21 protein-coding genes and 1 pseudogene are annotated in these 18,776 nt (G+C 34.5%); 15 read left to right on the top strand and 7 right to left on the bottom strand.

Annotated features, from left to right (window positions below; genetic code table 11):
• Positions 1–5 precede the first annotated feature (5 nt).
• From E2R68_RS02985 to modC, 9 genes are all read left to right on the top strand, one after another.
• A complete protein-coding gene (locus E2R68_RS02985; RefSeq protein ID WP_134276023.1) occupies positions 6–581 on the top strand; it encodes a NapC/NirT family cytochrome c in 576 nt (191 codons plus the stop codon).
• Between the two features lie 77 nt (positions 582–658).
• The gene (gene mobA, locus E2R68_RS02980) at positions 659–1,246 is read left to right on the top strand and encodes a molybdenum cofactor guanylyltransferase (protein ID WP_134276022.1); all 588 of its coding nucleotides are present in this window, start codon (positions 659–661) and stop codon (positions 1,244–1,246) included.
• A gap of 83 nt (positions 1,247–1,329) precedes the next feature.
• Complete coding sequence (gene moaB, locus E2R68_RS02975; protein WP_134276021.1) at positions 1,330–1,848, top strand: molybdenum cofactor biosynthesis protein B; 519 nt, start codon at positions 1,330–1,332, stop codon at positions 1,846–1,848.
• On the top strand, positions 1,848–2,330 hold the full coding sequence (gene moaC, locus E2R68_RS02970) for a cyclic pyranopterin monophosphate synthase MoaC (protein WP_134276020.1): 483 nt from the start codon (positions 1,848–1,850) through the stop codon (positions 2,328–2,330). Before moaB ends, moaC begins: the two co-directional genes overlap by 1 nt.
• Before the next feature lie 8 nt (positions 2,331–2,338).
• A complete protein-coding gene (locus tag E2R68_RS02965) occupies positions 2,339–2,587 on the top strand; it encodes a MoaD/ThiS family protein (RefSeq protein ID WP_134276019.1) in 249 nt (82 codons plus the stop codon).
• Entirely contained in the window at positions 2,588–3,049 is a 462-nt protein-coding gene (moaE, locus tag E2R68_RS02960) for a molybdopterin synthase catalytic subunit MoaE (RefSeq protein WP_134276018.1), read from the top strand.
• Between the two features lie 28 nt (positions 3,050–3,077).
• Positions 3,078–3,824 (top strand): molybdate ABC transporter substrate-binding protein, encoded by a 747-nt coding sequence (gene modA, locus E2R68_RS02955; protein ID WP_166738788.1) that lies wholly within the window; start codon positions 3,078–3,080, stop codon positions 3,822–3,824.
• Positions 3,824–4,510 carry a molybdate ABC transporter permease subunit gene (modB, locus tag E2R68_RS02950; protein WP_134276016.1) on the top strand — a complete coding sequence of 229 codons (687 nt, stop codon included), beginning with the start codon at positions 3,824–3,826 and terminating at the stop codon, positions 4,508–4,510. The genes modA and modB overlap by 1 nt, the downstream gene beginning before the upstream one ends.
• Positions 4,503–5,603 (top strand): molybdenum ABC transporter ATP-binding protein, encoded by a 1,101-nt coding sequence (gene modC, locus E2R68_RS02945; protein WP_134276015.1) that lies wholly within the window; start codon positions 4,503–4,505, stop codon positions 5,601–5,603. The genes modB and modC overlap by 8 nt, the downstream gene beginning before the upstream one ends.
• Positions 5,604–5,632: 29 nt before the next feature.
• On the opposite strand, the gene E2R68_RS02940 is transcribed toward modC, so the two are convergent.
• Together E2R68_RS02940 and ubiU are read right to left on the bottom strand one after the other, a co-directional pair.
• Positions 5,633–6,517: a U32 family peptidase gene (locus E2R68_RS02940; protein WP_134276014.1), complete on the bottom strand. Its 885-nt coding sequence runs from the start codon at positions 6,515–6,517 to the stop codon at positions 5,633–5,635.
• 33 nt (positions 6,518–6,550) lie between these two features.
• Complete coding sequence (gene ubiU / locus E2R68_RS02935; protein ID WP_134276013.1) at positions 6,551–7,546, bottom strand: ubiquinone anaerobic biosynthesis protein UbiU; 996 nt, start codon at positions 7,544–7,546, stop codon at positions 6,551–6,553.
• 219 nt (positions 7,547–7,765) lie between these two features.
• On the opposite strand from ubiU, the gene ubiT reads away from it, so the two are divergent.
• Together ubiT and E2R68_RS02925 are read left to right on the top strand one after the other, a co-directional pair.
• Positions 7,766–8,308, top strand: coding sequence for a ubiquinone anaerobic biosynthesis accessory factor UbiT (gene ubiT, locus E2R68_RS02930; RefSeq protein ID WP_134276012.1), 543 nt, complete (start codon positions 7,766–7,768; stop codon positions 8,306–8,308).
• A 100-nt stretch (positions 8,309–8,408) separates the two neighbouring features.
• Positions 8,409–8,696 (top strand): YkgJ family cysteine cluster protein, encoded by a 288-nt coding sequence (locus tag E2R68_RS02925; protein WP_134276011.1) that lies wholly within the window; start codon positions 8,409–8,411, stop codon positions 8,694–8,696.
• A gap of 13 nt (positions 8,697–8,709) precedes the next feature.
• Here E2R68_RS02925 and epd read toward each other — a convergent pair whose 3' ends face one another.
• Positions 8,710–9,747 carry an erythrose-4-phosphate dehydrogenase gene (gene epd, locus E2R68_RS02920; protein ID WP_134276010.1) on the bottom strand — a complete coding sequence of 346 codons (1,038 nt, stop codon included), beginning with the start codon at positions 9,745–9,747 and terminating at the stop codon, positions 8,710–8,712.
• A gap of 343 nt (positions 9,748–10,090) precedes the next feature.
• Here epd and E2R68_RS02915 point away from each other — a divergent pair, with 343 nt between their 5' ends.
• A complete protein-coding gene (locus tag E2R68_RS02915) occupies positions 10,091–11,689 on the top strand; it encodes a BCCT family transporter (protein ID WP_134276009.1) in 1,599 nt (532 codons plus the stop codon).
• 138 nt (positions 11,690–11,827) lie between these two features.
• Here the strand turns inward: E2R68_RS02915 and E2R68_RS02910 are convergent, their stop codons facing one another.
• Positions 11,828–12,565 carry a 3'-5' exonuclease gene (locus E2R68_RS02910; RefSeq protein ID WP_134276008.1) on the bottom strand — a complete coding sequence of 246 codons (738 nt, stop codon included), beginning with the start codon at positions 12,563–12,565 and terminating at the stop codon, positions 11,828–11,830.
• A 9-nt stretch (positions 12,566–12,574) separates the two neighbouring features.
• Positions 12,575–14,452: a DUF294 nucleotidyltransferase-like domain-containing protein gene (locus E2R68_RS02905; RefSeq protein WP_134276007.1), complete on the bottom strand. Its 1,878-nt coding sequence runs from the start codon at positions 14,450–14,452 to the stop codon at positions 12,575–12,577.
• A gap of 344 nt (positions 14,453–14,796) precedes the next feature.
• Between E2R68_RS02905 and E2R68_RS02900 the strand changes: the two are divergent.
• The 3 genes and pseudogenes from E2R68_RS02900 to lplA all read left to right on the top strand — a co-directional run bounded on the left by E2R68_RS02900 (position 14,797) and on the right by lplA (position 17,034).
• Positions 14,797–15,274: pseudogene (locus tag E2R68_RS02900) on the top strand (VOC family protein).
• 190 nt (positions 15,275–15,464) lie between these two features.
• Positions 15,465–15,902 carry a GNAT family N-acetyltransferase gene (locus E2R68_RS02895; protein WP_134276006.1) on the top strand — a complete coding sequence of 146 codons (438 nt, stop codon included), beginning with the start codon at positions 15,465–15,467 and terminating at the stop codon, positions 15,900–15,902.
• A gap of 112 nt (positions 15,903–16,014) precedes the next feature.
• Complete coding sequence (lplA, locus tag E2R68_RS02890) at positions 16,015–17,034, top strand: lipoate--protein ligase (protein ID WP_134276005.1); 1,020 nt, start codon at positions 16,015–16,017, stop codon at positions 17,032–17,034.
• Positions 17,035–17,081: 47 nt separating this feature from the next.
• On the opposite strand, the gene E2R68_RS02885 is transcribed toward lplA, so the two are convergent.
• Positions 17,082–17,951: a carboxylate/amino acid/amine transporter gene (locus tag E2R68_RS02885; protein ID WP_134276004.1), complete on the bottom strand. Its 870-nt coding sequence runs from the start codon at positions 17,949–17,951 to the stop codon at positions 17,082–17,084.
• Positions 17,952–18,386: 435 nt separating this feature from the next.
• On the bottom strand, positions 18,387–18,599 hold the full coding sequence (locus E2R68_RS02880) for a hypothetical protein (RefSeq protein WP_134276003.1): 213 nt from the start codon (positions 18,597–18,599) through the stop codon (positions 18,387–18,389).
• Positions 18,600–18,776 lie beyond the last annotated feature (177 nt).

The raw sequence follows: 18,776 nt of genomic DNA, 5'->3' as shown, positions 1-18,776 counted from the left end.
ATATTATGCTTAAATTATTAAAGCGTTTATGGGTGATTATGAAATCTCCTTCGACAGCTTCATTCGGATTTATCCTAGTGATTGGCTTTTTAGGTGGGATTATATTCTGGGGTGGCTTTAATACCGGAATGGAAGCAACAAATACAGAAGCATTCTGTTCTGGCTGTCATGCTCCTATTGTCAAAGAGATACGTGAAACCATCCATTATTCTAATCGCTCAGGTGTTCGTGCGATTTGTTCTGATTGTCATGTTCCACATAATTGGACTGATAAAATTGTTCGCAAAGTACAAGCTTCTAAAGAACTTGTTGCATTTGCAATGGGGACCATTAGTACGGAAGAAAAATTTCAAGCTCGACGTGCTCATCTAGCAAATCGAGAGTGGAAACGAATGAAGGAAAATAATTCACAAGAATGTCGTAATTGTCATCAATTTGAATTTATGGATTTCAGTGAACAAGGTAAACGAAGTGTTTCTCAACATTCAACTGCACTTGCTTCAGGTGAAAAAACATGTGTAGATTGTCATAAAGGTATTGCACATCAATTACCTAATATGGAAGGTATAGAAGGTTGGTAAAATAGCCGATATACTCAATAAAACAAAAGGGGCTTATTGCTCCTTTTTTATTTACTGTGATTAGTATAAGGATGAATGTGAAAATAGCAGGAGTTGTATTAGCGGGTGGGCAGTCATTACGTATGGGTAAAGATAAAGCAACCTTAACGCTTGAGCAACATACATTATTATCACGTGCAGTGACACTATTACAAAATGCAGGTGTTAATGATTGTTTTGTTAGTGGTGATTACGAAGGCTTTAACTGTATTAGTGATCAATATTCATCACTAGGGCCTATTGCCGGGCTTGATGCATGTGCTACACAACTATCTACACATTATGATGCGATGTTGATTATCCCTGTTGATATGCCTTTATTAGCTGTTGAAGATTGCCAACATATATTGCAGCAATTTACTTCTCTAGAAATACAAGGTGTGTATTATCAAGATGTTACTTTCCCTATGTTGCTTACATTAAATGACAATTTAACAGGTTATTTATCCGATGCGGTTACTTCATCCTATAAAAAGCATCGTTCTTTATATCGTTTGCTTAAGCAGCTTAAGGTTAAAGGCATATGTAAAAATGAACGTGATGCATTTCGCTTTGAAAATACAAATACACCGGAGCAATGGCAGCATTGTTTATCAACTTATGCGATGATGCAGTCAAAAGATTAGCCATTAAATAGAATTAAAAAACGATATTAAATTAAAATTTTTATGCTGATAGTTTTATTAAATCAGCAGTACTAAGGATTAACATGAGTCATTTATCAAGCAAAGAATTTACAGCCGCTAACATTGCAGTATTAACTGTTTCAGATACTCGTAATGAGTCCACAGACACCTCTGGCGGATATCTTGTTAACGCATTAGCTGAAGCAGGCCACAAATTAGCATACAAAAAAATTGTCATTGATGATCCTTATAAAATTCGTGCAGTTGTTTCACAATGGATTGCAGATGAAAATATTGAAGTGATCTTAATTACTGGTGGAACGGGTTTTACTGCTCGAGATACAACTCCAGAAGCCGTCTCTGTGTTATTTGATAAAGAGGTGGAAGGGTTTGGTGAGTTATTCCGTGCTGTTTCTTATCAAGAAATTGGCTCTTCAACGATTCAAAGTCGAGCTTTAGCTGGGTTTGCTAATAATACGGTTATTTTCTGTATGCCAGGGTCAACAGGTGCTTGTAAAACGGCTTGGACTAACATTATTCACGAGCAAATTAATTCTCAGCATAAACCATGTAACTTTATGCCGCATTTAGGGAAAAAATAATGTCAGCTACTTTTACCCATATAAATCAAGATGGTAAAGCTAATATGGTGGATGTAAGTGCAAAAGAGGTCACTGTACGACAAGCGATTGCTGAAGCTTATATTGAAATGTCTGCTGAAACATTATCTTTAATTGTTAATGGTCAGCATCATAAAGGAGATGTCTTCGCAACAGCTCGTATTGCGGGGATTATGGCGGCGAAAAAAACATCTGATTTAATTCCTTTATGCCATCCTCTTGCATTAACTAAGGTCGAAGTGAGTATTACTGCTGAAACTCAGTTTAACCGTGTACGTATTGAAAGTTTATGTAAATTGTCTGGCAAGACTGGGGTTGAAATGGAGGCGTTAACAGCCGCGTCAGTTGCTGCGTTAACTATCTATGATATGTGTAAAGCAGTACAAAAAGATATGGTGATTTCTACTGTTAAGTTATTAGAAAAAACTGGTGGTAAATCTGGCCACTTTAAAGCTGCAGAATAGGATTGAAAATGATAAAAGTACTATTTTTTGCCAAGTTAAGTGAGCAATTAGGGACTCGAGAACTGCTTATAGAATCTAATAATATTAAAGACACTGAGCAATTATTTCAACACCTATTAAAGTATCAAGCAGATTGGAGTGGCGTGTTAAATTCTCAAATATGGCTGAAAGCTGTTAATCAAAGTATGACAACTAAGAATGTTGTATTAAATGACGGGGACGAAGTTGCTTATTTTCCCCCAGTTACAGGCGGTTAAATGATCAGTGTCCAGAAACAAGATTTTAACCAACAAGTTGAATATAATCGTTTAAAAAGTAAAACGTCAATCGGTGCCATTGTTACATTTACAGGTTTAGTGAGAGATATTAATCAAGATCAACGAGTGAGTGATTTAACTTTAGAGCACTACCCGGGAATGACTGAAAAATGTTTGATTGATATTGTTAGGCAAGCTAAAGCTCGGTGGAATATTATTGAATCAACTGTTATTCATCGAATTGGCGCATTAACTTTATCAGAACAAATCGTCTTTGTAGGTATCGCGAGTCAACATCGTGGAGATGCTTTTGCTGCCTGTGAATTTATAATGGACTATTTAAAAACCCAAGCCCCGTTTTGGAAAAAAGAAACAATGGAAAGTGGTGAAACTAAATGGGTAGATGCAAGAGAAGCCGATCAGCAAGCTCTTTCAAAATGGAATCTTGAAAACAAATGTTGAATATAAAAGTCCAAGGTATTTATCAATAATGAATAGAATTCGTTTAATTATTTCCTTTATTCTTATTAGTTTATGGAGTGCTCACAGCTTTGCTTTAGCAAGTACGGTAAAAAACAAACCATTAAACATCGCTGTTGCTAGTAATTTTAAATTGTCTGCGCAACATATTGCCCATGAGTTTACAGAAATATCAGGTATTAAAGTTAATATATCAAGTGCTTCTACTGCTACTTTATACCAACAAATATTACGAGGTGCTCCGTTTGATGTGTTTTTATCTGCAGATCAAAAGCATATTGATTTATTAATTGATGCCAATAAAGTGAATCAAGAACATGAGTTTATTTATGCTCAAGGTCGGTTAGTATTTTGGAAACCAGATATTACCAGAGTACCAACGTTACAAGATTTTCTTTTATATGATGGACGACTCGCCATTGCTAATCCAAAATTTGCACCTTATGGTATTGCAGCAGAAGAAACCTTAAAGTCGATTAAAAAATGGCAAGTTCAGCAATATATTAAAGGTAATAATATTAACCAAGCCTACCAATTTGTTGAGTCTAAAAATGTGCGTGCGGGCTTAGTTGCTTATGCATCAGTTATTCAAAAACAACAAAAAAATTACGTAATTATTCCTCAAGAATGGCATCATCCAATTAAACAAGCTGGTATTGTTTTAAACAATGATGAAACTAAACATGCGCAATTATTTCGTCAATTTTTATTATCTGAAAATATGCAAAAGTATATAAAATCACAAGGATATAATTAATGTTAACGGCGGGGGATTATCAGGCAATTTGGTTAACGCTAAAATTAGCAAGTTTAACAACATTGTTATTAATGATAATGGCTCCGCCACTTGCTTGGTGGTTAGCTCGTAGTCAGACAAAAATCCGTCCGTTAGTTGAATCACTTGTTGCCTTACCATTAATTTTGCCTCCAACAGTATTGGGTTTTTATTTATTAATCGCCTTTTCTCCAGAGCATTTTTTAGGAGAGTGGTGGTTGAGTTTTAATGACTCATCACTGGCATTTTCTTTTACTGGCTTGGTTATTGCTTCGGTCATTTATTCGCTCCCTTTTGTTGTGCAACCATTACAAAGTGCTTTTGTTCATTTAGATAAAAGCTATTTAGAAGTGAGTGCAACATTAGGTTATGGAAAATTTGAACGTTTATATAAAATCATCTTCCCCATGTTATTACCGAGTTTTATTATCGCCGGTGCATTAGGTTTTGCACATACGATTGGTGAATTTGGAGTAGTATTGATGATTGGGGGTAATATTCCTGGTGAAACTCAAGTTTTATCTATTCTCTTATTTGATCATGTTGAATCTCTTGAATATGCATCAGCGCATAAGCTCTCTTTTATCTTATTAGCGTTTTCTATGTCGGTATTAGTGGTGATTTATGGTTGCTTACAAAAACGTCAACAGCGGGTATTAAATGCTTAAATTTAATATTCAAAAAGCATTTAATAACAATGCAGTAAATGACAATGTTTTACACTTTGAAGGTGAAATTGAACTATCAGGTGTATGTACCATTTTTGGTGATTCCGGTGCGGGAAAAACAACTTTATTACGCTGTTTAGCTGGATTAGAAACTTGTGAAGGGCAGATCCAATTTAACCAACAAGCATGGTTAAATACTAATGCATTAGTGAATCAAAATAAGTTCCTATTAGCAACAGAAAAGCGTCGAATTGGTATGGTATTTCAAGAGCCAAGATTATTCCCTCATCTTAATGTACAACAAAATTTACTACTTGCCGTTGCTAAGGCAACAACTCAAGAACACTCTGATAATATATTTACTATTGATAAGTTAGCCCAACAGCTAGGTTTTAGTGAACTGCTAACTTATCAAACAACACAGCTATCAGGTGGTCAAAAACAACGTATTGCCATTGCACGTGCATTATTAACTAACCCAACGTTATTAATAATGGATGAACCATTATCATCATTAGATATCAGTAGTAAAAATTTATTGCTGCCATTTTTAAAGCTGGTGAGTTTGCATATTCCAATATTGTACGTCACTCATTCTATTCATGAGCTTTTTTATCTTAGTAAAAACATGTTATTAGTGAATGAAGGCAAAGTGGAAGCGATCGGTGAGCCGCAAAAGTTATTTCTTGATAGTGAGCTATCATTAAGAAAATTTGCACATCAAGGATTAATTGTGAATGTGCAGGTTAAAACAATCGATTTAACAGAAGGTTTGATTGAAGGGCTCGTTGATGGGCAGACGTTATTTATCAATACCGTAGAAGAGCCAAAAACAAAGAGCATTCAAGTTAAGATAAATAGTCGTGATGTTATTATTGCTACTAAACCGATCATGGATAGTTCGTTATTAAATTGCTTATCTGTTCAGCTTGTTGATTTTATGAAAGATGATAAAAATTCAATGATATTAACACTAAAAATAGGATCTCAGTTTATCTATGCTCGTATTACATCACGTTCATTTCATAAGTTACAACTAGAAGTAGGGAGTTGCGTTTATGCTCATGTGAAAACCATGAGCATAATAAACTAAGCTAATTAAGGACTAATTAGGCGATATTTTTACAGGCTGGTTTGTAATGATAAACCAGCAATTTGATGCCAATAACCGTTACATTGTAAATCATCTAATTTAAATTGTTGTTGGGCACCTAATATCTGTTGTTTGAACTGACTTAAGATTGCTAAGCTTTCCATTGAATTAGGGCTCACACGAATAACATTAACTAAATCATGCATGCTTTCAACATCATTTAATAAATTATAACAATAACCAGATTGTGTCTGAATACCATTTAATACAAATACTTGCTGGCCTTCTTGAGTATGACTTGTTCGCCCTTCAGGGTATTTAATACAACACAATTCACAGTCATCTTTTGCTTTATTTTCTGATCTTGCGGTAAAACAACGAGCAGAATAAGCAAGGGGTAAATGACCATGAGCAAATACTTCAACTTCAAATTGATCACGTATTCCCATTTTTTGTGCATCGTCTAATGCACTTTGCAACCAATCACGCGAAAGTTCAACGGGCATAACCCAGCGTTGCATGCCTTGATTGACAAATAATTTAAGTACGTGTGCGTTATAGCAATTAATAGCTGGGCCACATACAAAAGGGACTTTTCGTTCAGAAAGTAATTGAATAGCACCTAAGTCATTTGCTTCAACTGAGAACTCTCCATTTTCACAAAGTTGTTTGAGTACTTTTATTTCGGAAGGTGCTTCAAGTAATGCCATGCTTGATAATACAATTTCTTTGCCTTGATTATTTAATTCTTTAGCAAGGTTGATCCAGTCGCGAGCTTTAAATTCACGACGTTTACTACATACTGTTTCACCCAAATAAATAACATCAGCATCACTTTTTATAGCTGCTTGATAAAATGCTTCGGTTGTTTGTTTTGGCCAGTAATATAACAAAGGCCCTAATGATAATTTCATGAATATTCCTATTACAACAATGTCGATGTGATGTTATTGCCAATCTCGGTGGTAAGCACCTAAGGTGGTTTGGCTACCTTCAGAAACATTCGCGAGCACTACATCCCAATCTTTTTGTACACTGTAATTTTCTGGTGCTTGTTGGTAACTGTCGATGGCTGCACGCCATACACGAGTTATTTGTTCAACATAAGCAGGACTGCGTTGACGGCCTTCAATTTTTACAGAGGTAATTCCGGCTTGCATTAATTCAGGTAGGATCGCTAATGTATTTAAGCTAGTTGGCTCTTCGAGTGCGTGATAAAGGTGATTATCTACAGTAAATTTTCCTTTACATAAAGTAGGGTATCCAGCTTTTTCATCAGGTTGATAGCGGTCAATTAAAATATCATTTAAGCGAGATTCTAAACCTTGTTCCGTTTCTTGCCATCTTACATATTTAGCAGGAGAACATGCACCAACCGTATTTGGTGATTCACCAGTAAAATAAGATGATAAATAACAGCGGCCTTCTGCCATGATGCACAAACTACCAAAAGCAAACACTTCTAAATCCATATCAGTATTACGTGCTAATTGTTTTACTTGATGAATCGATAAAACTCTTGGTAAGACAACTCGTTTTACATTGAAATTATTTTTATAAAAATCGATAGCAGCAGTGTTAGTGGCTGAAGCTTGTACAGATAAGTGTAATTCTAATTCAGGGTATTTATTAGCGGCGTAATCTAATGTTGCAATATCAGAAATAATAGCGGCGTTTGCTCCTAAATCAACGCATTTATCAACAGCATTAAACCATCTTTTTTCACTTCCTGGATGTGCAAAAGTATTGATGGCTACATGTAAATGTTTGTTATGATCCCGGACATATTGTGCACCTTTAGCTAGCTTTTTGTCATTAAAATTTAGACCTGCAAAGTGACGAGCGTTGGTATCATCTTTTAATCCGACATAAACGGCATCTGCACCACAATCAATGGCCATTTTTAATGCGGGTAAACTGCCTGCGGGGCATAAAAGTTCCATTCATTTTCTCCGTTATTCATAATATGGCTATTGTAAAAAAAGTAGCTAGATATTTATTGATGTAGGGCAGGCAAAATGCATTCCTTGCAAAATTGATTAGAGCTAAATTGATTTAAACCAAGTTGTTCTTCGATGACGTCTTTATAATTTCTATTATTAAATGGTTACTGTCTTGAATGGCTGCAGCCTTATCGAAAAATGGTGACTTAAAGGATAAATATGTTTACTCAATTACGCAGCGAAATTCAACATAAAATAGTAACAAAAACACCTAAATTATTAGCTTTCCCAAGTTTGTTATTACCTTTTTCTGTACAACAAAAATGTTTAAATGAAATATTAAGTCGTATTTTTAAAGAAGCGATTGAAGATGATGATTTAAGATTTTTAGAGGATAAATGGTTAAAAGTAACTATTTCAGATCTTAAATTAACTTGGTTTTTAAGTTTTGAAAATGATGCCATTGTGATTAAAGAAAAAGCACCGAGAACGGATGTGTCATTCACCGCTGTTGTGAATGATTTGATCTTAGTGGTTGGCCGTAAAGAAGATCCAGATACATTATTCTTCCAGCGTCGTTTATCAATAGAAGGTGATACAGAACTAGGTTTGGAAGTGAAAAATTTACTGGATAATATAGAGTTTGATAACTTGCCACCATTAGCTCAAAAAACGATTGCACATTTCTCTGAGTTTATTAAAACAGGTTTAGCTTTAAAACCAACTGGGTTTGATAAAGTAACCAATAATGTAAGCGTATAATTTAATTAGGTTTTCCAATAAGCTAAATAATTTTGGTATCTTTTAAGTAGTGAGCCCTATAGGCTTACTACTTTATTATTCCTTTTATATTTGTGAATAAATGACGATACCCATTAAAGATATTTCCACCCCTGAATTAACTTGTGATAACTGTAGAGCGGCTTGCTGTCAGTTAGAGGTTATGTTGATCACAGAGACCGGTGTACCAGAGCAATATATTAATCGTGATCAATGGGGAGGGGAAACAATGAAACAACTCGATGATGGGTACTGTATCTGTGTTGATCGTGAAACTCGTTTATGCACGATTTATGAAAACAGACCTTGGGTATGTCGTATCTTTGAAATGGGATCATATGAGTGCAGTGAAGAGTTTATTGCTAAATAATCACCGCACTATTTTATTTATTGTGTTCTGGCAATTGTTCTATTAACGTTTTTAAGTGCATACACGTATCTAATAGACGATTTGCGAACCCCCATTCATTGTCACACCACACAAGTAATTTAACTAAATGTCCATCGCTTACTCTTGTTTGTGTACAGTCAATAATGCAAGAACGTGGGTCATGGTTAAAATCAACAGAAACTAGCGGTGCTTCGGTATAACCCAAAATACCTTTTAATTCACTTAATGCGCTCTGCTTTAAGCAATGATTAATATCATCAATAGACACTTTACTATCAACTGTCACACTCAGATCCATTGCAGTTACATTAATGGTAGGAACTCGCACTGCTATTGCTTCAAATTTATTGGCAAATTTAGGTAAAATTCGTTCGATACCTGCTGCTAATTTCGTATCAACGGGAATAATCGATTGACTAGCTGAGCGTGTTCTACGTAAATCATGATGATAAGAATCAATCACTGGTTGGTCATTCATTGCAGAATGTATAGTAGTGATGGTGCCACATTTAATATTAAATGCTGTATCTAAACTGGCAATGACTGGCACGATACAATTTGTTGTACAAGAAGCGCCTGAAATATATTGTTCATGACCGGTTAACTGTTGGTGATTAATGCCATATACAACGGTCGCATCCACATCATGATCTGCTGGATGTGAAAAAATGACTTTTTTAGCGCCAGCAGAGATATGTGCATTTGCATCATTTTTACTGCCATAAATACCAGTACAGTCAATGACGATATCAATATTTAAGGCTTGCCATGGTAACTCTTGTATATTTTCAAAAGAGAGCAATTGAATATTTTGTTGTTCTATGCAGAGATAATTATTGAGCTGTGAAACTTCAAATGGAAAACGTCCATGTGTTGAATCGTATTGTGTTAAATGACAAATCGCTTCAGCACTTGCGAGTTCGTTAATGGCAACGACTTCAATATCTGATTGAAAATTACCTTCGAACAAAGCACGTAGAAAACTACGTCCGATACGTCCATAACCATTGATTGCAATACGAAGTGACATGAATAATTCCGAGTTTAAAATGTAATGTTAGATTCACATTGTAAAACAAAAAAAAGATAAGCATAGAAAAACAATCTATTAATCTTGCTCTTCACTAAACTCTTGATAAGAATAACTTAATTTCATTTTATTTTTATCAACTTCATGTTCAGAAGAATAATTATTCTCGTTAATAAATTCTCCACATCATACCTAATAATCTAAAATTTAGATTATTTATGGGAATCTAATGTCATTATTTAATATTAATTTCAAGATTAAACTGAAAAATAATGTTGATTTTGTTAATATCATCGCGATGGAAACTGGTACATAACAGAGCGGATGCTCTAAATGAGGAAAAATGAGTTTAAACAAGGATAAATATAGTATAGATAACACCGACTATACTGTGGGGCAAGATAACGTTCAAAAATGGGGATTTGATGTACATAATCCTGTTTTTGGTATTAGTGCGGGCTTAATAGGTTTATTTTTAGTTGTGATCATGGTCGTTGATCCTGAAGTTTCTAAAGCCGCATTAGATGGAATAAAATGGCAAATCATTGGTTCATTTGATTGGTTATTCATGTGGTCAGCAAATATATTTGTTGTATTCTGCTTAGCATTAGTTGTGTCACCTTACGGTAAAATTCGTTTAGGTGGAGATGATGCAAAATCCGACTATTCAACTTGGTCTTGGATTGCAATGTTATTTGCAGCCGGAATGGGTATTGGACTTATGTTCTGGGGGGTTTCTGAGCCAATTGCATATTATACTGGTTGGTATGAAACGCCATTAAATGTTGTGGCTAATACACCAGAAGCTGCTCAATTAGCATTAGGTGCAACGATGTTCCACTGGGGATTACATCCTTGGGCTATTTATGGTGTTGTTGCCTTATCATTAGCATTTTTTGCTTTTAATAAAGGTTTACCACTTTCAATGCGTTCTATTTTTTATCCAATACTAGGTGATCGTACTTGGGGTTGGGCTGGACATATCATTGATATCTTTGCCGTTATTGCGACTTTATTTGGTTTAGCTACATCCCTTGGTATGGGTGCACAGCAAGCAGCGAGTGGTTTCCACCATGTGTTTGGTATTTCTGCTGGGCTGACCACACAGATCATTATTATTGTAGCGGTCACTTTATTAGCTGTTGTTTCTGTTGTTCGAGGAATGGATGGTGGTGTTAAAGTGATTAGTAATATCAATATGCTATTAGCATTAGCTTTAGTTGTATTTGTTATTATTGTTACTTTTGCTGTATCAATGGGTACAATCCCTAATACTATTATGGGATATGTAAAAAATATTATTCCATTAAGTAATCCTATCGGTCGTGAAGATCAAGCTTGGATGCATGGCTGGACTGTATTCTATTGGGCATGGTGGATTTCATGGTCTCCATTTGTAGGTATGTTTATTGCGCGTATCTCTCGTGGCCGTACAGTACGTGAATTTATTACTGCAGTATTAATTATTCCAACATCTGTTACAGTCATTTGGATGTCAGTATTTGGTGGCAATGCGATTGATCAAATAGTTAATCATGTAGGTATCTTAGGAGATAAAGGGTTAACTTCTGTTCCACTTGCAATGTTTGAAATGTTTGATGCTTTACCGTTTGGCAGTATTTTATCGGTACTTGCTATCGTATTAGTTTTAGTATTCTTTATTACTTCTTCTGATTCAGGCTCACTGGTTATTGATAGCATTACTGCTGGTGGTAAAGTTGATGCACCAGTTCCACAACGTATCTTCTGGGCTTCGATCGAGGGAGCAATTGCTGTTGCATTGTTATGGGTTGGCGGTATACATGCCATTGAAGCATTGCAAGCTGCCGCCATATCAACAGCATTACCTTTCACCATTATATTATTAATAATGTGTGTGAGTTTGTTGATGGGTATGAGAACAGAGCAACGTACTAAAGCTATCGCGAAAGGCGAAGTATAAGTAGTTTTTAATTAATAAAAATTATTAAAACGATCTAAAAAGGCGATTAATCAATGATTAATCGTCTTTTTTGTTGATGATGTTTACTCACTATCTTTATTCAGTGGGGAGTAAACTTATAGTTCGAATAGAGGAGTGTTATAACCACATATCTTTGATGGCTGTATTTTCACTAAAATGATAGCTCACTTGTGCTTGAAATAACTCAGCAGTAGCAATGGCGTCTGTTAATGCATCATGTGGCGGGTAGGTTGGTAAGTGATATCTTAAACGACTACTGCCTAAACGAATAGATTGTGTTTTTTTTCTGAATAACCAATTAACAAAACCTGATGTTTGTTTTTGTTGTATATCAGCCTCAATTTGCATGGTATCAATAATAGGAAAAACAATTCCTTCATTAATTAATGCGCGTAGATTTTGATCTAAAAAATCTCGTTCAATTCTTCGGTAATGAACGACCACAACTTTACCTGCTAATTCGTCTAATAGATGCTCTAAAATACGTATTAAATCAGGCGCACCTTTTAAATCAGAATGTGTGATGCCATGAATAACAATTGAGTCTTCTTCTAACTTGTCTTGAGGAGTTACATACCATTTTTTGGCTTGATTACAAAAAACCCTATTTAAACTAAAAGGGACTAAGCCAATACTAATAATACTATTTTGTTGTGGATTTAAGCCTGTTGTTTCAAAATCTAAAGCAACAAATTCAATATCTTTTAGCTTTGTTTCATCGTGATAAGTACCGTTATTGTAGAAATTCTGTAACCGTATATCTTTGCTTTCTTTTGCTTTTAGCTGCAAAAAAGCGGCCCAGTTTAGAATTTCTTTATTAGCGAAGTGAATTTCTTTGTTAGCAAAATGATGCATTATATCCCCTTAAAGGCTAGTTGCACTATAACGGTATTTTAAAAAATTCTGTGCATTACTTAACACTAAAAAAGCGTCTTTAAGATTGCGTCGCTCAAAATCGGACATATTTTCAGGTTCAATATTATTATCAGGTTCAAGATCAGACTCAACATCAAGTGCTTGATGGCGTAATCTGACTAAAGAGATCAATTCCATAGCATGTTGTAAATCAGCCCCTTTTGATTTAGGTAGAATACCTGCTTCAATAATATCTTCTAAACGATCAAATGAGTTTTGAGATTGAGAACCGATGGCGAGAGCATGTACTCGGATCAAATCCGCTAAAGGTGCTGTTCCTCGACGTTTTAAATTGATTGAATTATTATGACGTCCATCATTTTCCATTACAAAGTTCTTAAAGAAACCCAGTGGAGGTTTTCTGTTTAATGCATTACGTGCCATGCAAGATAAAAAACGATTATTCTTTTTGGCTCTACGTAATACAAATGCATTAAGTTGTTCAGCCCATTTAACACGACCATAAACACCGGAAAGATCGAAGAAAATATTACAGTTTAATAATGCCTGTGGATTAGGGTGATCTATCCAATCAGCAAAACATGCTTCCCATTGTGCTTGAGTTTTACGGTATTCAGGGTTTGTTGCCATGATTTCACCTGTACAGTAGGTATAACCACATGCGGCTAAACCATCGCAGACAAAATGCGCTAACTTTTCAAAATATTCTCCATGGATCTCTGGGTCGTAATCATTATCAAGTATTAATGCGTTATCTTGATCTGTTACAATTAACTGTTCATTTCTTGCCATTGAACCCAATGCAAGGAAACAATAAGGTAGAGGTGGCGGGCCTAACTTTTCTTCTGCTAATTCTAATAATCGTTGTTTAAAACTCCGTCCAATTTCTGACATGGCACGTCCAACCATATGAGAATTGGCATCTTCGTTGACCATTCGTAAAAAACAATCTTTTAATTGACTAGATAAAAGTGCTAAGTCTTCAGTGCTTTGTTGTTGAAAAATACCACTTACAAACAATAAGCTATTTTGCGATTCATAACGAATAATATCTGTAACTTCCACTAAACCAATGGGCTTTTTATTTTTAAGAATAGGTAAGTGATGCACGTTATTACGCAACATTAATAACATCGCTTCAAAAATATAAGCATTGTGATCGAGTGAAATAAGCTCAGTCGACATTACCTCTGATACTGGATTATCAACACTCAAACCAGCAGCAACCACTTTTGCACACAAATCATGTTCAGTGATTAAACCAACAAGATTACCGCCATCTTCATCGTCAATAGTTGGATCATTAATTAATGCTGCAGACTGGTATTCTTCAGCCATGATTTGTGCAACTGACTGAATACTGGTGTTGCTAGGTAAAACTAGAGCTTCTCTTGTGATGAGTTTTTTTACTTTAGATGTGGTGAGATCATTAGCATCATCACTTTTACCTTCAACAGCTTGTTTTAAACGCGTACTATCTTCTGACTCAACAAATTCAGCAAAACTATCAAAGCGTTCACATAAATCATAAAAAACAGTGTCTGGAATACAGTATAAAAGCGTGTCTTTTACTGCTTTTGAAGGAAAGCGTACTTTATTATTGGTTAGTAAGCCCATTTGACCGAATAACTTACCTTGGTCAAGTCGATTATAAAGATCACCGTTACGGCGATAAATTTCCACCACACCACTGCGTATCAAATATAATTCATGGATGTTATCTTTAAAATCCACAATACGCGTATCTGCGCGGTAATAAGATATTTGCACGCTTTGCACCACCTCTAATAAAACTTCTTCAGGAAGCTGATCAAAAGGGGCATATTGGCTAATAAAATCTTTTATCTCTAATAATTCAACTTCCATTCGCTACTCAATATGTCAGTGTTCGGTTAGGGGGCATGGTGAGATGTACTTATCTTATGTATGTTAGTAGAAAAATAGTCATGGTGATATATAAAGTTATCATCATGTTCATTTTATTGAGTTTTTTGGTCTGTATTCACAAAAGTTAACAATCCTTTGTTCTACTACACTTTCTCTGTTTATTAATATTCCTATTTATATGAGCAAAATAATCAACATATAATGATAAATTTAAATTATTAAAATAATAAAGATTAATAATTTTAAGTGTTTTTTTTGTTCTGCCTATAATACCTCCATCAAAACACAGCAGTAATCAAAAAAACAATATAGGTGAAATGAATATGAAAATGAGTCATGTAGGCATTATGGTTGGTGATATAGACAAAGCCGTTGAATTTTACACTAAAGCATTAGGGCTTGAAATTGTCATGGGGAAATCAAAAGTGGTTGAAGAAAAAGAAACCGCGATTGGTGCTATGTGCATCGCTGTATTTGGTGAAGGATTTAAAAGCTTTAATATTGCTCATCTAGTCACTAAAGATGGCATTGGTTTTGAATTGTTCGAGATGAAAGAAAGAGAAGAAAAGCATATTGTCGATTTTTCAAAAATTGGTATTTTCCATTATTCTTTAGAAGCTGATGATTTTGAAGGTGTGATTGAAAAAGTACGGGGGTAAAACAAGAATGGAAACCATGAGATACCATCCTGAAGATGAGAGTAAACCTTATCAAATGATCTACTTAGAAGACCCGTTTGGTAATTTTTTTGAGTTATATTCTCATTCATATAGTGAAACATACTCTTCTGAATACGAATAAAAAAATGAATTAATATTATTAGCTACATTGTTACTTTTTAATATTGGGGCTTTTGTTTTTTTAGATGCTTAACTTTGAACATACACTTTTTAAATATTATTGAATGAAGCAAGAATAGTGGGTTAATACTTAGCACTGAATAGCTTATTAGATGTTACCTTGTATAGCATCTGTTTAAAGTGAGGCATATATGAATATTAGACAATATAAAGAAACTGATTTTACTCGCTTAGCCAGTATTTATGATGCCGCTCGTCCACATGAGTTTTATCAAGAGGAGGGGGATTTTATATTTACTCCCTGGAGTAAAGATGAATATATGATGGCGGTATTTTCTCAGTCTAAAGTTTATGTTTACGAAGAAGAGGATATTTTAGGTTTCTGCGGTTTTACAGGTGATCGCATTAATTGGCTTTTTGTTGATTCCATTAATAGAGGGGAAGGAGTGGGGCAGAAGTTATTAGCTTATGTATTATGCCAATTAGAAGGTAGTGCAAGATTGTCGGTATGGAAATCAAATGAGCGCGCTAAAGGACTGTATCTAAAATCGGGGTTTCGTATTACAAGTGAATTTTCGCTAAACTTTCAAGGAAAAGAGCGCCTGATGAATACGATGGTGTATCCATAAATAATATATTTATAGTGTAAATAATGACTTATTGAATATCAGGCTAAGATAAATTAATGTGGTTTTGCACTTAGTTTATCAGTTCATTTTTCACCCTCATTTAGAGTATGTTATGACTAAAATAAGAGTATTGCATTCATCAACAAACAATCCTTGGTTTAATTTAGCGATAGAAGATTGGATCTTTCGTCATTTAGACCATTCTACTCATATACTTTATCTATGGCAAAATGATCCGACTGTGGTGATTGGCCAACATCAAAATCCTTGGGCAGAATGTCGTTTAGATAAAATGGAAGCTGATAATATTTACCTTGCCCGAAGACAAAGTGGCGGTGGAGCGGTTTTTCATGATCTTGGTAATACGAATTTTACTTTTTTAAGTAGCAAAGCCAATTATCAGCAAACAGATAACTTCGATATCATTATTAAGGCGTTAAAAACGTTTGCCATCAGTGCAGAACTTTCTGGACGTAACGATTTAACTGTTGGTGATAAAAAAATATCTGGATCTGCTTTCAAACACACTTCAAAGTTAAGTTTCCACCATGGTACTTTATTGGTGAATGCAGATTTAACTCAACTTGCTAATTACCTTAATCCTCATCCGTTAAAACTTGAAGCTAAAGGTATTAAATCAGTTCGATCTCGTGTTGCTAATTTATGTGAATTTAATGCAGAGATTAATCATAAAACTATTTGTGAGGCAATTACTGATGCTTTTTGTGCTCATTATGAAACAAGGGTTGAACCTGAGTTATTAGATATTGAAGTATTAAAAGAGATCGATGTATTAGATACGTATTACCAAAAAATGAGTGATAGCGATTGGCGCTTTGGTAAAACACCTGAATTTGACCACAAACTCGAGACGCGTTTTACATGGGGAATTGTTGATATCAATCTGAAAGTAAAACAAGGTGTGATTGATGAATGTGTTGTTTTTTCTGATGCATTAGATGTTGATTTTATTGATGTGTTACGTAACTTATTACTGAATAACCATTATAGCATCACCGCTATTAGTGAAAAAATGTCGGCTTTAGCAATGATACAACCACAATTTAAAGGCTACTTGACGGATATTGAGCAGTGGTTTAGATCACAAGCTTTCTTTATCAGAGATGAGTAAATAAATGGTGCAGTAGCACCACTTATTTATATTTTTAAGTAAAGCAATTATGTTTTTTGCTGATCTATTTTCTGATTAAATTTATCGTTAACCACCAGTGCCAACAATATGATCCCTGCACCAATTGAAAGACGTAATATATCGGCATCATGGTTCCAGAATATAACATTTACTAAAATACCTGCAGGAATTAATAAGTTATTTGCGACTGCTAATGTTCCCACGTTCACCATGGTTGCACCTTTATTCCAAGCAAAGTAACCGATACCTGAAGCAACAACTCCTAAATAAGTTAAAATAGACCATTGCAGACCTGTTGTTGGTAGTTTGTTAGGATTGCCAAGTAATAAATAACAAGGAATAACAACAACTAATGCTCCGATAAAAAACCAAGCAAAGACAGTACGTTGTGGTAAATCAGCACGCTCTTTTGCAATGATCCGTTTATACCCAACTTGACCTGCGGCAAAGCATAGGTTTGCACCTTGTACAATCAATAGGCCTTTTAAATAACCTTCATCTATCGTTTGATAGCGAATAGCAATTGCTCCAATAATTGCAATTAATGCACTAATAATAAATCCAATATTTAATCTTCGATCAAGTATATCGTTAAGTAAAGTGATATAAATGGGGGTCATAACGGTAAATAAGAGAACTTCTGGTACGGAAAGATATAAAAAGGATTGGTAATAAAAACCATACATAATACCAAGTTGAAATGCGCCGCATAGCATCAGTTGTAAAGCAATTTTAGGTTTAATTTGACCCAGCTGTAAAAATGGCAAAAAGACTAAAGTGGCAAGGGCAACTCGCATTAAAACAGAAAACCAAGCATCAACTTGTCCTGCTAGATAGACTCCGATTAAACTAAAAGAAAATGCCCACAAAAAAGTGATGGCAATAAGTATTGGCATTAAGTTTTATTCCATAAAAATAGGGGGGAGTTTACTCATTTCTCTTATTTGGGTAAATAAATTTACTAAAATAAATCAAATAGTTGGATAGTTTTCCAATCTACTTTTTGAATGGTGACTATTTACTTAATGTATAACCAAAAAATGTTTTATATTTTCATAATAAAAGGTGTAAATTAATGAAATTTATACCTTTTATCGTTTATAGAGTAGGTTATTACAATAATCTAAATTACGGTATTGGTTGAGTTAATTTAAAAATAGCTCTGTTAATAACCGTTATAGAATCAGATAGGATAAGAAGATCATAATGGCGCAACAATAAAAACGATGCTGGTAAGCGTAATTTATTTGTCATCTCAATAGCCTAAAACGACAAAAATCGAATTTAAAGAATGGCTTTCATTATGTTAATTGGCTTTTTCGTTACTTTTTTTATAAAATTAACCAGCTTCCTAAGCAAATTATTAGTCCAATATTCAAGGCTGTATTACAGATCAGGTTAATTTTAAACTGCTCAACTTTTTTTCTATTCTCATATTGTTTGACGATTTCAGCTTGAGCACTTCCTTTATGGTAAATTTTTTGAGAAAAGAGTCTTATTTCTTGCTCTAGGCGAGTTGTTGTCTCGCAAGATAATATGGTCATAGTAGTATCCCTTTTTTATTGAGTAGTAACTACCTTGTTACTACGTACAAATCATATGCAATGTCATTGTTTAAGAGCAATTACATTAAGTATGTGATCTAAGTTTTGCTCAGAAAAAACAATTCAATTAGAGGCGTAAATTGAGATAAATGGTTGTCCCATTTACAAAATTTATAA

The sequence above is a fragment of the Psychromonas algarum genome (assembly GCF_004376845.1).
In the GTDB taxonomy this organism is placed as follows: Bacteria; Pseudomonadota; Gammaproteobacteria; order Enterobacterales; family Psychromonadaceae; genus Psychromonas.
The sequence above is the reverse complement of the archived record's forward strand: the minus strand, read 5'-3'. Positions and strand labels throughout refer to the sequence as shown.

Coding starts and splice junctions, on each gene's coding strand:
- ubiU (WP_134276013.1), bottom strand. CDS start 7,546: ATGGAACTTTTATGCCCCGCAGGCAGTTTACCCGCATTAAAAATGGCC.
- lplA (WP_134276005.1), top strand. CDS start 16,015: ATGACTAAAATAAGAGTATTGCATTCATCAACAAACAATCCTTGGTTT.
- E2R68_RS02885 (WP_134276004.1), bottom strand. CDS start 17,951: ATGCCAATACTTATTGCCATCACTTTTTTGTGGGCATTTTCTTTTAGT.
- E2R68_RS02940 (WP_134276014.1), bottom strand. CDS start 6,517: ATGAAATTATCATTAGGGCCTTTGTTATATTACTGGCCAAAACAAACA.
- ubiT (WP_134276012.1), top strand. CDS start 7,766: ATGTTTACTCAATTACGCAGCGAAATTCAACATAAAATAGTAACAAAA.
- E2R68_RS02965 (WP_134276019.1), top strand. CDS start 2,339: ATGATAAAAGTACTATTTTTTGCCAAGTTAAGTGAGCAATTAGGGACT.
- modB (WP_134276016.1), top strand. CDS start 3,824: ATGTTAACGGCGGGGGATTATCAGGCAATTTGGTTAACGCTAAAATTA.
- E2R68_RS02880 (WP_134276003.1), bottom strand. CDS start 18,599: ATGACCATATTATCTTGCGAGACAACAACTCGCCTAGAGCAAGAAATA.
- E2R68_RS02925 (WP_134276011.1), top strand. CDS start 8,409: ATGACGATACCCATTAAAGATATTTCCACCCCTGAATTAACTTGTGAT.
- E2R68_RS02895 (WP_134276006.1), top strand. CDS start 15,465: ATGAATATTAGACAATATAAAGAAACTGATTTTACTCGCTTAGCCAGT.
- moaB (WP_134276021.1), top strand. CDS start 1,330: ATGAGTCATTTATCAAGCAAAGAATTTACAGCCGCTAACATTGCAGTA.
- E2R68_RS02985 (WP_134276023.1), top strand. CDS start 6: ATGCTTAAATTATTAAAGCGTTTATGGGTGATTATGAAATCTCCTTCG.
- modA (WP_166738788.1), top strand. CDS start 3,078: ATGAATAGAATTCGTTTAATTATTTCCTTTATTCTTATTAGTTTATGG.
- E2R68_RS02910 (WP_134276008.1), bottom strand. CDS start 12,565: ATGCATCATTTTGCTAACAAAGAAATTCACTTCGCTAATAAAGAAATT.
- moaE (WP_134276018.1), top strand. CDS start 2,588: ATGATCAGTGTCCAGAAACAAGATTTTAACCAACAAGTTGAATATAAT.
- E2R68_RS02905 (WP_134276007.1), bottom strand. CDS start 14,452: ATGGAAGTTGAATTATTAGAGATAAAAGATTTTATTAGCCAATATGCC.
- E2R68_RS02915 (WP_134276009.1), top strand. CDS start 10,091: ATGAGTTTAAACAAGGATAAATATAGTATAGATAACACCGACTATACT.
- modC (WP_134276015.1), top strand. CDS start 4,503: ATGCTTAAATTTAATATTCAAAAAGCATTTAATAACAATGCAGTAAAT.
- epd (WP_134276010.1), bottom strand. CDS start 9,747: ATGTCACTTCGTATTGCAATCAATGGTTATGGACGTATCGGACGTAGT.
- moaC (WP_134276020.1), top strand. CDS start 1,848: ATGTCAGCTACTTTTACCCATATAAATCAAGATGGTAAAGCTAATATG.